Source organism: Nonomuraea deserti, assembly GCF_004348685.1.
Lineage (GTDB): Bacteria > Actinomycetota > Actinomycetes > Streptosporangiales > Streptosporangiaceae > Nonomuraea > Nonomuraea deserti.
Window position 1 is genome coordinate 44,925 of sequence record NZ_SMKO01000040.1, and the last position, 13,087, is coordinate 58,011.

General features: G+C 68.8%; 16 protein-coding genes and 1 pseudogene. 5 read left to right on the top strand and 12 right to left on the bottom strand.

Going from position 1 to position 13,087, the window contains the following annotated elements; translation table 11 throughout:
- Window positions 1-435: 435 nt before the first annotated feature.
- Window positions 436-792 (bottom strand): hypothetical protein, encoded by a 357-nt coding sequence (locus E1292_RS17550; protein WP_132596281.1) that lies wholly within the window; start codon window positions 790-792, stop codon window positions 436-438.
- A 402-nt stretch (window positions 793-1,194) separates the two neighbouring features.
- Between E1292_RS17550 and E1292_RS17560 the strand changes: the two genes are divergently transcribed.
- A complete protein-coding gene (locus E1292_RS17560; protein WP_132596283.1) occupies window positions 1,195-1,590 on the top strand; it encodes a hypothetical protein in 396 nt (131 codons plus the stop codon).
- Between the two features lie 143 nt (window positions 1,591-1,733).
- On the opposite strand, the gene E1292_RS17565 is transcribed toward E1292_RS17560, so the two are convergent.
- From E1292_RS17565 to E1292_RS54955, 6 genes and pseudogenes are all read right to left on the bottom strand, one after another.
- Entirely contained in the window at window positions 1,734-2,249 is a 516-nt protein-coding gene (locus E1292_RS17565; protein ID WP_220446901.1) for a family 1 glycosylhydrolase, read from the bottom strand.
- On the bottom strand, window positions 2,242-3,105 hold the full coding sequence (locus tag E1292_RS17570) for an alpha/beta fold hydrolase (RefSeq protein ID WP_132596284.1): 864 nt from the start codon (window positions 3,103-3,105) through the stop codon (window positions 2,242-2,244). The genes E1292_RS17565 and E1292_RS17570 overlap by 8 nt, the downstream gene beginning before the upstream one ends.
- Window positions 3,106-3,109: 4 nt before the next feature.
- Complete coding sequence (locus E1292_RS17575) at window positions 3,110-3,568, bottom strand: Clp protease N-terminal domain-containing protein (protein ID WP_246090175.1); 459 nt, start codon at window positions 3,566-3,568, stop codon at window positions 3,110-3,112.
- A gap of 7 nt (window positions 3,569-3,575) precedes the next feature.
- Entirely contained in the window at window positions 3,576-3,779 is a 204-nt protein-coding gene (locus E1292_RS17580; protein WP_049557494.1) for a hypothetical protein, read from the bottom strand.
- A gap of 4 nt (window positions 3,780-3,783) precedes the next feature.
- Window positions 3,784-4,119, bottom strand: a complete 336-nt coding sequence (locus E1292_RS54950; protein WP_281284043.1) for an ATP-binding cassette domain-containing protein — start codon at window positions 4,117-4,119, stop codon at window positions 3,784-3,786.
- 67 nt (window positions 4,120-4,186) lie between these two features.
- Window positions 4,187-6,841 (bottom strand): annotated as a pseudogene (locus tag E1292_RS54955) (DHA2 family efflux MFS transporter permease subunit); the annotation flags it as partial.
- 68 nt (window positions 6,842-6,909) lie between these two features.
- Between E1292_RS54955 and E1292_RS17595 the strand changes: the two are divergent.
- Window positions 6,910-7,104 carry a MarR family transcriptional regulator gene (locus tag E1292_RS17595; RefSeq protein ID WP_132596285.1) on the top strand — a complete coding sequence of 65 codons (195 nt, stop codon included), beginning with the start codon at window positions 6,910-6,912 and terminating at the stop codon, window positions 7,102-7,104.
- On the top strand, window positions 7,101-7,385 hold the full coding sequence (locus E1292_RS17600) for a winged helix DNA-binding protein (protein ID WP_132596286.1): 285 nt from the start codon (window positions 7,101-7,103) through the stop codon (window positions 7,383-7,385). Before E1292_RS17595 ends, E1292_RS17600 begins: the two co-directional genes overlap by 4 nt.
- 145 nt (window positions 7,386-7,530) lie before the next feature.
- On the opposite strand, the gene E1292_RS51160 is transcribed toward E1292_RS17600, so the two are convergent.
- Window positions 7,531-7,671, bottom strand: coding sequence for a hypothetical protein (locus E1292_RS51160; protein WP_165974599.1), 141 nt, complete (start codon window positions 7,669-7,671; stop codon window positions 7,531-7,533).
- 120 nt (window positions 7,672-7,791) lie between these two features.
- Between E1292_RS51160 and E1292_RS17605 the strand changes: the two genes are divergently transcribed.
- Window positions 7,792-7,995 carry a hypothetical protein gene (locus tag E1292_RS17605; protein ID WP_132596287.1) on the top strand — a complete coding sequence of 68 codons (204 nt, stop codon included), beginning with the start codon at window positions 7,792-7,794 and terminating at the stop codon, window positions 7,993-7,995.
- Between the two features lie 159 nt (window positions 7,996-8,154).
- A complete protein-coding gene (locus E1292_RS17610) occupies window positions 8,155-8,934 on the top strand; it encodes a hypothetical protein (RefSeq protein ID WP_132596288.1) in 780 nt (259 codons plus the stop codon).
- A gap of 674 nt (window positions 8,935-9,608) precedes the next feature.
- Here the strand turns inward: E1292_RS17610 and E1292_RS17625 are convergent.
- The 4 genes from E1292_RS17625 to E1292_RS52720 all read right to left on the bottom strand — a co-directional run bounded on the left by E1292_RS17625 (window position 9,609) and on the right by E1292_RS52720 (window position 12,904).
- On the bottom strand, window positions 9,609-10,283 hold the full coding sequence (locus E1292_RS17625; RefSeq protein ID WP_132596290.1) for a class I SAM-dependent DNA methyltransferase: 675 nt from the start codon (window positions 10,281-10,283) through the stop codon (window positions 9,609-9,611).
- A gap of 782 nt (window positions 10,284-11,065) precedes the next feature.
- Window positions 11,066-11,824, bottom strand: a complete 759-nt coding sequence (locus tag E1292_RS17630) for a PIG-L deacetylase family protein (protein WP_132596291.1) — start codon at window positions 11,822-11,824, stop codon at window positions 11,066-11,068.
- Complete coding sequence (locus E1292_RS51165) at window positions 11,821-12,300, bottom strand: tyrosine-type recombinase/integrase (RefSeq protein WP_181958243.1); 480 nt, start codon at window positions 12,298-12,300, stop codon at window positions 11,821-11,823. The genes E1292_RS17630 and E1292_RS51165 overlap by 4 nt, the downstream gene beginning before the upstream one ends.
- Window positions 12,301-12,766: 466 nt before the next feature.
- A complete protein-coding gene (locus E1292_RS52720; RefSeq protein WP_220446902.1) occupies window positions 12,767-12,904 on the bottom strand; it encodes a hypothetical protein in 138 nt (45 codons plus the stop codon).
- Window positions 12,905-13,087 lie beyond the last annotated feature (183 nt).

Sequence of the window (13,087 nt, forward strand, 5' to 3'; positions counted from 1 at the left end):
GGGCCGGGCCGAGCCCCACGGGTTGGCGTCGCTTCTCCAGCGGAGCGATCAGAAACAACCGGCCAGGGCTCCTGACGTGCCGCCGGTACCGGACGCCCGCAACGAGTATCGCCGCCGGAGCAGCCGCGCCGTACGCCCGCCCGCGCCGGGTGGTACCGCTCGTCCCACGCCCCGGCCCGGCTCCTCGACGATCGACCCCTGGCACTGGAGAAGACGGTGGCACTGGTCACCGGAGCGAACAGAGGGCTGGGCCGCGAGACCGTCCGCGGATACCGGGGCACCACCGGAACGTGCACGCGGCTGGCCCGGTAGGCCTTACCCGCAGCCATGAACCGCGTGAGCAGCCGCGGCTCATGGCTGGGGGTGGCGAGGCACCGATCGCCGGCACCGCCGGGTCCCATCGGGATCCGGCGGTGCCTTGGTGTGCGGCCCGGCTCACGTCGTCAGGCTGAGCAGGACCGTCAGGATCTCCTCCCTAGCGTGACCGGTGGTCGTGCCGAGCAGTTCGCCCAGCGGTTCGATCGCGCGGCGGACCTCCGGCCGGCCCGCGGCCCGGACCGCGCGGCGATCGGCGTGCAGGCGAAGCAGGACCAGGTTCTCCACCAGGACGCTTCCCTGCCAGGTCAGTTTCCTCAGCCCTTCGACGCGCAGGTCGGCCCGGGTGCTGTCGATGTTCTCGATGAACTGGCGCAGCGGCCTGTGCGCAGGTCGGTGCGCGGGGTCAGCCACACCTCCCCGGCGAGTCCTGCCCGCCTCCCACCCGGCCGGGATCGCGCGCAGCTCGGTGAGCACCTCCTCACACGGTCCGCAGCGACGACAGCAGCAGCCCCGGCGACGCTCAGCAGCACCTCACCCTGCCACGTCTCCTCGTCGTCCAGGCCCACCACGACCAGCAGGGCGTGGAACGCCTCCGACCGGGCGGTGTCGGCCGGATTCGAGGCCATCCACGGCATGGGCCGCCTCCACCACGAGCACGGCGAGCACGGCGAGCACGAGCAGGCGCTCGACGACCACCGCCAGGCGCTCCGTCGGCGGGCCGGCAGGGGCGGATCGTGGAGGGGAGATCGAGGGTGCCGAGGATGGCGACAAGGATCGCCACCCCCAGGACGTAGCCGAGCTGGCGGCTGGTGTTGACCCCGTGCTCCGGCAGCCCGGGGTGGAGGAGCAGGAGCTGAGCTCCACTGACAACTCGTCGTGGAGCAGTTCCCAAGCCCGCATCGATTTCGGCTGTCCGGCTACGGTGGTCGCTTCGGCGAGAGGGATGATGAGCCGTACGCATCCGCTGGAGCGGGCGCCGCGCACCTTGTGGGAGGAATCGGTGACGCGGATCTGCCCGGCGCGGTTGTTCATCGGTCCTTTGTCGATGACGGGAGAGCGCTGAGCGAGCGCGCGTGCCACCCGGTGCAGCTCGGTCGATGGCACCAGCCGCGTGAACAGGACGTCCACGTGACGCCCGCTGTTGCAGGGAACGTCGGTGATGGCGCGGCCCTCGCACCGCTCGATGACGGCGGCAGTCTCGGCCGCGACTCGGGCGGCTGGGTCGGCGACGCCGAGAGCGCGGGCTCGCTTGATGTCGAGGTCGAGCACTAGCGCGTGGGTTGTCTCCGCGCGCCGGTTGGACGTGGGCACAGTGGTGGGGCGGTTCGGGTGCCGGGCGGTCAGCGGACGCTCATACTGCGCGGGGAACGTGACGCCTCCGTCCGCCGAGTAGCGGACGCGCGGCGCCTGCGCGATCAGCGGCGCGGGGGCGGCCCACGCCTGGACGGCCTCGACGCACGATTTCTCCCACTCGGTTGCCCCGTGTGCCGGGTATTAGGTTGTACGGGACGGCCATGCCGGTTCCGGTCCTCCAGTTCGGTCGGGTGGTCGAAGACGTACAGATTGCACAACGGCGCGATTTCGGCTTCCAGCAGCGCGTCGTAGAAGTCGAGTCCGCGCGGGTTGATCCGCTTCCTACCGTCGGGCAGGAGGCGCTGGAAGTTGTAGGCGCGCAACCCGAGCTGGCGCATGAGTCCGACGTCGTCCCGGAAGCGACGGTAGAAGTCCGCCGAGACGTCGAAGTCCTGGCCGGCGGGCACCCGCCCCGGAGCGTGCGCCCAGCGGTACATGATCGACTGGCCCGCCCCATCGGCGAGGGGGGAGCCCTCGTGCTGCAGCGCCGACGTCCCGGCACCCCACAGATAGCCTTCCGGGAAGGCACGCCGGGGCTGCACCGGTTCAGCCGCTCTCGCCTGGCTGCCCTCAGTCACGGAAGAAGCCCCGTAACTGTTGCGCGACGAGCTCCGGTTTGCCGCCGTTGTCGGCGGCCAGGTGGCCCAGGTGGGGCAGTTCCGCTCGTCGGGCGTGCGGGATGGCGGCGTGCAGGGCGCTCAGCGCGTCCTTGAAGGGTTGTGCGCTCCGGCTGCCGCCGAGCAGAAGGACCTGCGCCTGTACGGCGGTGGCCGCGGAGATCAGGTTGGTGGCGTCGAGGACGAGGCGGGCTTCCTGGTGCATGGTGGGGATGAGGTCGTTGAGGGTGACCTCGCCGTCGGCCTGGCGAGCCTGGGCGCGCATCCCCAGGTTCATGAGCGGTGCCAGGACGGCTCGGGGCAGCATCCTGATCACCTGTGAGTCGTCGTTGGTGCCCTTGGCGACGGTCACCAGCGCGGCCCCTGGCCGTCCTTGGGCCATCTCCCGTTCGTAGCGGGGCAGCCATGCCACCGGTGAGTGGTCGCCGACCGGCAGCGGCGGCTCGTACAGGGCGATCTTGTAGTCTTCGGGGCAGGTCAGCGCCCACCGCAGGATCGGGATCGCGCCTGCGCTGAGCCCGAAGACGTTGCGCGCCCCGGTCTGCTCCATCAGGGCCTGCACGTCCTCGGCGGCGTGCTGCAGCGTGAAGCCGGGCCCGTAAGGGCCGCTCATCCCCCGGCCCCGGTGATCGGGCAGATAGACGGTGAAATCGCCGCTGAACGCCGCGCCCAGCCGCATGAAGTTGTGGGCGGCCATCATCGAACCGTGCATCAGCACGACGCCCGGCCCTCTGCCGAATTGGCGATAGCCGATGACGGTGCCGTCCCGGGAGGTCACCGATCCGGTTTCGTAGGAAACTTCCTGTGCCTCACCCATCGAGTCAAACCCTTCCGAATCGCGCGCGGATGGCGGTGCGATCCGCGCCGAGCGTGTCCAGCAGCACCGCTGCTGGATCAGGACGTTTGTGGGACAGCAGGCTGAGCAGGACGTGATGGATGCCGATCCGCTCCCGGCCTGCCTCTTTGCCCAGGCCGGTGAAGACCGCCTTGGCCGCCGGGGTCAGCGGGAGGCGATCACGTTCCCGGCCCGGAAGGACCGGCCCGGCGGACGTCGCCTGGACTCCTGCCGACGCCAGCGCGTCCTGGTCGAGGCTCTCCAGTGCCTCGCGCGCGGCGTCCAGACTCACCCCCAGAGCCTGGGCAGTGATCGAATCGGGGCCGATCAGCAGCGCCAGGAGCACGTGCTCAGTGCTCACCTTGCGGTCGCCCCTGCGCAGGGCCTCGGCGTTGGCGTCCAGGTACACCTGGCCCATGCCGAACGGCGGCTTCAATCTCACCATGGCTGCCTCACTTCCCGTACTTGGTGTGAATGGATTGGCGGGTGACGCCCAGGGCGTCACCGATCTGCTGCCAGGACCAGCCCGCACGTCGGGCGGCGGCCACTTGATTGGCCTCCATCCGTTCGGCGAGCCGCCGCAGGGCCAGCACCGCCCACAGACCCTTCGCGGGATCATCGGACGTCAGGGCGGAGGACAGACGATTCACGGACATGGCGTCAGTTTGATTTGACATTCGCTCGAATGTCATTGGTGATGGTGGTGCGGCCGGCCGACAGCGTGGTGAGGGCTTGCTGGACGGCGTGTTCGGTTTCGGTGTCCAGGGCGCTGGTGGCCTCGTCCAGAATGAGGATCGGCGGGTTGCGCAGGATGGTGCGGGCGATGGCCAGGCGTTGTTTCTCCCCGCCGGAGAAGCGGTGTCCGCGCTCGCCGACCAGGGTGTCGTAGCCGTCGGGGAAGGCGGCGATGTGGTCGTGGATCTGGGCGGCCTTGGCGGCCTGGACAATTTCGTCGTCGGTGGCGTCGGGTTTGGCGAAGCGCAAGTTGTCGGCCACGGAGGCGCAGCAGGTACGGCTCCTGGGACACCACGCCGACTGCGGCGGCGAGGGTGTCGAAGGCGAGGTCGCGTACGTCGACGCCGTCGATCTGCACGCTTCCGGCGGTGACGTCGTACAGGCGCGGCACCAGATAGCTCAGGGTGGTCATGCCGGACCCGGTCTCGCCCACGATCGCCAGGCTGCTTCCTGCCGGGACGGTTAAGTCGATGTTGCTGAGCGTCCTGCCGTCGGCGACGGCGTCGTAGGAATAGTCCACGCCGGTGAAGGTCACCTCGCCCCGGATGTGCGGCAGACGTACCGGCCGGGACGGTTCGGCGATGTCGACGGGCAGGTCAAGGTAGTCGAAGATGCGGCTGAACAGCGCCAGTGAGCTTTGCAGGTCTATCCCGGTGGCCAGCAGCGACAGGGTCGGCCGGAACAGGGACTGTTGCAGGGTGACAAAGGCGACGAGGGTGCCGAGGGTGACCGTCGGCGCGCCGAGGGCGGCAGCGTGGCCGGCGTAGTAGTAGAGCAGCGCCGGCAGGGTGGTCATCGCGATCTGGATGCCGGCCATCCGCCACCGGCCGGTCATGCTGGAGCTGACCTCGAGCCCGGCCAGGGCGGCCGACTCGGTGGTGAAGGTGTCGGTGAGGGAGCCGGATCGGCCCATGGTGCGGCCCAGCAGGATGCCGCTGACCGACAGGGACTCCTGCACCTCGGCCGACATGGCGGCGAGCTGGGCCTGCCGCTTGGCGGTGATCTGCTTGCGTTCGGCGCCGACTCGTCTGCTGATCAGTACGAAGATGGGCAGGAGCAGCAGGGACACGACGGTCAGCCGCCAGTCCAGGGCGAGCATCGCGACCACGGCGGCCATGACGGTGGCGAGGTTGGCCACCAGCGAGGTCGCCGTCGAGGTGACGGTGGACTGCATGCCGCCGATGTCGTTGGCGATGCGGGACTGGATCTCGCCGGTGCGGGTGCGGGTGAAGAACGCCAGCGACATGCGCTGCAGCCGGGCGTAGACGGCAGCACGCAGGTGGTGCATGACGCTCTGCCCGACCTGGGTGGACAGGTACGTCTGCGCCACGTTGAACACGCTGGTGGCGACCGTCACGGCGATCATGCCGCCGACCAGCAGACTCAGCAGGGCGAGACGCTGCTGTGGGATCGCCACGTCCAGCACCTCGCGCAGCAGGAACGGCGAGGCCACCGAGACCAGCGAGGAAAGGCCGACGAGCAGCGCGATCAGCAGGAGCCTGCCGCGATGGGGGCGGAACAGGCCCACGATTCGCCGCACTGGTGCCCGAGGTGGCGCGTGCGACTGGGAGGAGGTCTGGCCCAGCCGGGCGTTGACGAGGATCAGCACGGCGATCGCGCCGATGCCCAGGATGGTCGCGGCCCAGGCGGTGGCGTTGGTGTAGCCGTGCACGATTCCCGCCTGAGAGGCGGCCTGCGGGTGAGCAGCGGTGGCGGTGGCCGCGATGGTGCTCAACACGGCCAGTCCGATCGAGGCGCCGACCTGCTCGGACACGTTGAAGACCGCCCCGGCGATGCCGGAGTCGCGTCCGGGGACCTGGTAGGTGGCCAGGTTGGCGGCGACCGGCGACATCGTCCCCAGCCCCAGCCCGATCGCCAGCAGCGCGGGCAGCACGGTGCCGGCGTAGCCGCTGTCGAGGCCGAGGCGGGTCAGCCAGCCCATGCCTGCCGCCGCCAGTGCCAGCCCGGCGGCCAAGGGCAAACGGGCCGGCAGGCGGGTCATCACGCGGCCGGTCAGTGTGGAGGCGATCAGCACGCCGGCGGCGAACGGCAGGAAGGCCAGACCGGCTTGCAGCGCGGTGTAGCCGGCGACGGTCTGCAGGTAGAACGATACGAGCAGGAACATCCCGAACATGGCGATCATGACGAGCGTGAAGGCGAGGTAGGCGCCGCCGCGGCTGCGGTGTGCGACGATCCTCAGCGGCAGCAGCGGGTTGGGCCTGCGGGCCTCGACCACGACGAATGCCACCAGCAGCGCCAGACCGGCGCCGAGCGGCCCCGCCGTCAGCGGAGCGGCCCACCCGTGGGTGGCGGCGTTGCTGAAGCCGTACACCAGCGCCACCAGCCCGGCGGTGCCCAGGACCGCGCCCACGACGTCGATCCGAGGCCGTTCCTGGCCGCGGCTTTCCGCCAGCACCAGGGCGGCTCCGGCCGCGGCGCTCAGCGCGAGCGGGATGTTGACGTACATCACCCACTGCCAGCTCAGATACTCGGTGAGCAGGCCGCCGAGCACCAGTCCGACTCCAGAGCCGCCCCCCATCGCGGTGCCGAACACGGCGAACGCCCGGCCCCGTTCGCGTGGGTCCGGGAAGGTGGTCGCGACCAGCGCCAGCGCCGTGGGTGCCAGCAGTGCGCCGAAGGCGCCCTGGGCCGCGCGGGCCGCCACCAGCATGCCGAGGTTTGTCGCGGCACCGCCCACGGCGGAGGCCGCCGCGAAGCCCGCCAGCGCGATCAGGAACGCCCGCTTGCGGCCAATGCGGTCGGCGACGCGGCCGCCGACCAGCAGCAGTCCGGCGAAGGCCAGGGTGTAGGCGGTGACCACCCAGTGGCGCTCGCCGGGGGTGACATCGAGCGCCTGGCCGATCGAGGGCAGCGCGACGTTCACGATGGTGACGTCGAAGACCACCATGAGCTGGCCAAGCGCGATCACTAACAGCGCCCACCAGCGTCTGGGGTCGGAAGGTTCGGTTGTTGCCGTGGACATGAGATCCTCCCTATAAATATCAGCTTTGCTGATAAAAGTGTTATCAGCAAAGCTGATACAGTGTCAAGGTGGCACAAGAGCTCAGGTATTTCCTCCGCGCATCCAATGTGGTGCGGGCCGCGGTGCGGCACGCCCTCACCGACCTGGACCTCACACCGGTTCAGAACACGGTGCTGCACATGATCGCCGCCACCCCCGGCAGTTCCTCGGCCGAGCTGGCGCGGCGCACCCACGTCAAACCCCAGACCATGCACAAGTCGTGAACGACCTGGAAAGCCGAGGAGCGCTAGCGCTCCAGCCTCGCCCCGGCCACGGCCGCATCCTCGATGCCCAGCTGACCGACAAGGGCCGGCAACTCCTGGCCGAAGCGGATCTCCTGACCGAGGCCATCGAAGACCGCATGACCACAGGCCTCGACGAGCAGCAACGCCAACAACTGCTCCACCTGCTCCAGCACTGCACCACAGCCCTCGACCCGCCACCCGAAGCCCAGCAGGGACACCCTGGCCCGGAGACCCCGCAGAAAGGCGCCACCCATCACTGATCGTGCGTCAGCACATCCGCGCCGCCCATCCCTACAAGCGATCGCTACGCCCGCAGGACAGGCGACTCCAGTAGACGGCCAGTAGACGGCGGGTCGAGGGACTCTCCGGTGCGGTCCTGGAGCAACACGGCGTCCAGCCTGACGGTCACCAGGCGTTGAGCGCCGCCACGATCTGCTCCTCCTCACAGTCAAGGTGCGTCTCCAGTTCTGCGGCCAGGCGCTCGAACTCCGCGCGGATGTCCGTGGCGTTCGTGCCGTCGAGGAGCGCCGACCGCATACGTGCCACGCCAGAACTGCTCCAGCCCACGCAGGGTCATGGGGCGCGTGCCGGAGGCGCGTCCTGCAGGTCGAGTCGGGCGAGCAGGTCACTGCACTGGTCCGTGTCGGTCGTCAAGCAGTCACGACCTTGTTTCCCACGGAGTTCGCGCTGCCCATCCGTGAGGACGCCTCCCGTATCCGCACCGGCACCGCACTCCGAATCATGGTCAGGTTCCGCAAGCTCGCCATCGCCCTGGCCCGCCCGATCGGCCGGATCGACATCGCCGCCGCCACCGACCACCATCGCAGCCACCCCGCCGACGCCTTTCAGCTACGCGGTTCCGCAGCATGAGAACGCTATGGCCCTGCCTTCGAACAGGTGAACTCGTTAGTGAAACCATATTTGATTGTCCAAGAGTCGGGTTGTCGCGTGTGGTCACCAATTCGATGGGGATAGGTGTCCACGTGCGCTCCGGCGGTGGTCTGGCGCTGCAAAGGCTTAGGAGGTCTGATGACGCCGCAAGAAACCGACCTGGCTTCTCTGATCGACAGAAGCGGAAACGGCCGGCCCGTCGTACCCTTCGAGGGATATTCGATGGATGACATGAACAACCGGGATCACCGTCTTCTGGTCCAGTCGCCCGAGTCCATCTTCTCCATCGACAAAGCAGATATCACCAGAGAAGAGCGGCTTGATGGCGACCGGGTCCGGCTATGGGTCACGGCAGGGGCCCGCGCCCTACGGGTCAGCCCTTGCGTCGTAAATCCGTCGTCGCCGTTCACCGCGGTCAGGGAATATGCGCCGCCAGTGGCACCCGACGGCTCCCCCGGTGCCCCGGTACGCGAAGACATGGAGAACATCCCGCCACCCCCATCCGTGTACGTTTCGGGCGCACCAACCCCCGCCCGGGTGGCCACGCCGCCGCTGTCCGAGGTCGGGGAAAGATATAACGCCCGCTGCTTCGGGGGCGACTCTTATGAGAATAACTGCGCCCATTTCCTCTCGGACGCCTTCATTCGCGCCGGATACACCGAGCTGCTGCCGCCCAACGACCACGTTGCGGCCCGATGCCCAGCGAAACGCCCGATCCGTGCCCGCAACATGTGGAGCTGGTTCAAGGCGAAGGCGGTCAGGACCAGCCGCGTCGTCGAAGAGAACACCGGCTGGTGGGCCGTTTTCCAGATCGACGGCTATTGGGGCGGCCATGTAGTCCTGCTGGACTCCGACAACATGAAATGGTACGGCACTGCGTGGCATTCGGATCACAACCAGTACCTGTACCAGTGGTAGGCCGCGGCTGTACTTGGTGGCTGAGCAATCCAGGGCGCGCATAGCGGCTCTTTCGACGCCAAGGCTGAAACGTTCTCAGGTTCTGAAACCGAGTACACAGGTTGCATTCGTAGAGTCGGTCATGGACAGCCGTACCTGCTCCCGCCGTTTCTGCTCCGCGGGCGCGTTCAACCCGTGTAGCAGGAGGGCCCCGGCGGGGTGGCTGTGGCAGTGGTTCGTCGCGGCCGATATAGCGTCGCGCTCGGGGCGATGTTCTCTTCACGCTGGCCAGTGAAGACGAGGGATTCCAGGAGTGTGTCGAGCCTGCGGGCGACGTGCTTGGGCAGCACCCGTCGGCTCTCCTGTAGAGATGGGCTGGCCAGCAACTCCCGCCAGAGATCACGACGGCCGCCGCCGATCATCTCCCGCGCAGCGTCACCAGATGTGACACCAATCCCGGTTCACCGTTCCACCTCTACTGACAGGCCCGCTTCCACGCCGCCTACCAGCCGGCCCCGAACGCCGCGACCCTGCCGCGCCCGCGGATGGGCAGTGCCCCGCGCCCCCAGCGGCATCCTCATCGGCGAAGCCGGCGTCCGCGGCCGCTCAGGCGGCAAGCCACCTTTGGTCACCCGCCCACGCCGCGCTGCGGCGCCTCATCGCGACGGCCCATCGCTGCTAAGGGGCGCTCCGCGTCACGGCCGGGCATCATCGGCCGGTTTGCGGGCTAGCAGGAACGCCTGTTGCGTGTCCTCGGGATAGACGTCGTGATCATCGGCCTCTCGCACCAGCCGAGCGCGTACGACGAGCCCGACCTGGTTGAGCAGATCCGCGACGTGGTCCGGCTGCCGCCTGTGGAACTCGAGCGAGATCGCGTGACCTGCCGCCTGCGTCCAGTGCGACACCCCGTCGCCGGTCTGGAAGGCGAGCAGCAGATGGCCGCCCGGAGCCAGCACCCGATGGAACTCGGCGAGAACGTCCGGAAGCCGTTCCTGCGGGATGTGTATGGTCGAATACCAGGCCACGACACCGCCCAGCGCGCCGTCCGGCACGTCCAGGGCCAGCATCGAGCCGACCTCGAACCGCAGGCCTGGATACGCCCGCCGGGCAACCGCGATCATCTGCGGCGACAGATCCACGCCGAAGACCGACAACCCCAGCCCGTGCAGGTGCGCCGTCAGGCGGCCAGGACCGCAGCCGACGTCGGCGACAGATCCGGCCCCCGTGGCCAGCACGAGTTCGGCGAACCCGGCGAGCATCGCCCGGTCCAGCGGCTTGACCGCCAACTCGCCACGGATCCAATCGGTGTAGTCGACGGCCATGGCGTCGTAGGAGGTACGGGTGGCACGCAGGTAGTCCGGCTCGGTCATGGCGGTGATCATCCCCAGCGACCCTTGCGCGCGAGGTGAACACCGAGGCGGTCAGCTCACCGTCCGCCCGGGCACGGCGACGACCTCGCGCTCACGCGTTCACCGGTTCCTGTGCCGCGCCAGCAGGAGGAAGCACGCGAAAGCGTCGAGCGTGTCAGGCGCCCACGTAGGCGGCGAGGTGTTGACCGGCGAGGGATGGCGCGGGCTTCTGGCCGCGGGGCCACCTCGTAGACCCGCTACTCCGCGGTCGTCACCCGCAGGACCAGCCGTACGAGATGGAGAGCGTCGCGCTTCGCGCGCTGCGATTGGCCGCCGACGGACGCTGACCTCAAGCCGCCCTTCAGAAGGGGTCACCGCGCCAGGCCGTAGCCGCGCTTCTCCCGTCCGCGCCTTCCCACCTCCTCGTATTCCTCCCAGAAAGGAGGCACCGTGGTGTGCCTGTCCGACCTTCCCCACCCGATCCCACGGCCGCGCCAGGAGCACGCGGGCCGCCCGATCTCAGATGTGCAGGCGATCGAGGCCATCCACCACCGGCTCCTGCCCGATCACGGCGCCTGGAACGGCGACACCCTCCATGCCACCCCGGAGCACCGGCGAAGCCGCTCCCGGCCCCGCCTCAACCCTGATTCCAATGAACGGCAACGAGCCCAAGGTCGAGTACGACCAGGACCCCGACGCCCCGCAGCACGCTGTTGCCACCCCAACGGCCGCTACTACAGCGACCCAGGGGCGAGATCGCCGCTTGAGCATGGCGGACGGGCATCGTCACCGGGTGAGCCGAGTCAGTCCTGCACGGCTTCGCTGAAGAACTCCGGTGGTGCCTGCAGATCGTGGGCGCGGAACAGAACGGCGTGCTCGACGCCCATGGCCTTGCCGCTCATCGCGGTGAACTGTGGGATGAAGTCCCCGGGGGCGGGGTGGCCTGGGAGCGCGGCCAGGTACGCGGCGTGTGCCTCGAGCGAGGCGACGCCGCGGCGTAGCGGTTCCCCCGTAACCTCGACGCCATGGGTTGCGGAGCCGGCGAGCCCGGGGACGATGAACCAGCGCACGGAGTGCGGTTCGAGGTTCTCGCCGTCGACCTGCTCCGGGAAGACCCACCGGTTGCCTGCGTCCCGCACCGCGTCGAGCGTCGCGAGCCCGGCCGCGCGATGATCGGCCTGGTCGAAGCCATAGGGCGTCTCGATTGCGTATCCGGTGCCGAGTACGACGTCGGGCTTGAACCGGCGGATCTCCCTGCAGATGTCCCGGCGCAGGTCAAGCCCGTAGACGAGTACACCGTCCGGATGCTCCAGGACGGTCAGGTGCTTGACACCGACGACGGCGCAGGCGGCCTGCTGCTCGGCGACGCGCAGGCGGGCCGTCTCCTCAGGAGGGTTCGGCATGCCGGCCTCGCCTCGGGTGAGCAGGAGATAACCGACCTCGATGCCGCATGCAGTCCAGCGGGCGACGGCCGCGGATGTGCCGTACTCCATGTCGTCAGGGTGCGCGACGACGCAGAGCACGCGCTGGAAGGACTCCTCGGGGAGGGCAGGCAATGTCATACTAGGCTTCTTTCCGTGTTGAGGGCCCGCCGTCCGCCGTATCGGGAGGCGGGACCGTATTCGCAACTATTGACGCTTAGCCGTGACAGCACGTGCTGCCCGGAGCGGGCGCCGGTCGATCGGTACGGCGGCGGGGGTGCCAGGATCTCGGTGACCTTGCGATGGCTTCGGCGCCGGGGTTTGACGTAGCGCTTGACGGGGCGGGCGTCCTTGTGCCGGGTCTTGCCCATGATGAGCTGTAGCGGGACTTCTGCTTCGCCGAGGTGGGTGGCGGCGCTGTGGCGCAGTTGGTGCAGGTTGAGGTCGGCGTACTGGACGAGCAGGATGCGGTCGCGGTCGTGACCGAGGCGGGAGCGGCCGGTGTGCGGAGTCGGCGGCGGGCCGGGACGGGGCGTCGTTCGGACAGGAACAGCGGGCTGGGGGTGCTGCCGTCGGGAGGCGGGCAGCAGGTGAGCAGTGCAACCGTCCCAGTACACCCTCCAGGTGGCACCACCCTTGGAATGGACAGGGACTGTCGCGCTGCTCTTGGTCGTACAGGGCGAGGCGACGGTCGAGGAACTCAGGGCCTTGCTTGCCCCAGTAGCCGCCCCAATCGCCGCTGCTGTTGTAGGAGCCGAAGACGTCGAAGGTGCAGATGGCGGTCATGATGTCATCCTTGAGTACGGTTGATCCGGTGTGAAGAAACAGACCGGGAACGACGTCGCCCTGACTGGCTGCCTTAAAACTCGACGTGCGGAGCGACGCGGGCGATCGGGTTGGCCGAACGACCGGTCGTCGTGGTCGGCAACCTCACCTGACGGGGACGAGCGCGACCAGGTGGTGCAGTGAGGTGACGAGATGGTCGGGGCCGAAGGACGGGAACTCAATGTACTCATGGCGGAACTGTGGCATCGCCGACCAGTCAGTCGTAGGCGAGCGTGACCTCGGTCGGGGACGGGGCCGCTAGATCCAGCCGGTGCCGTCGATCGCCGCATGGGTCGTCGGATCCGTCAGCGCCGCGAACACCCGTGCGGCGGGCGCGGCGACCGTCTGGGTGGCGCCGACGTTCTCCTGGCCCACGGTGAGAACGCTACTTGTCATCGCGGTCATCTCAGTTCGGCCTCTCGTCTCAGACTTCCCGCTCCATGCGTGCCCGTCGCGTCTGCAGGAAGGTTCGTTCGGTGTCGTTGGTGGCCAGGGTGATGGCCTCGTCGTAGGCGGCGACGGCATCGGCGGTACGGCCGAGGCGGCTGAGCAGGTCCGCGCGGGTGGCGGGCAGCAGGT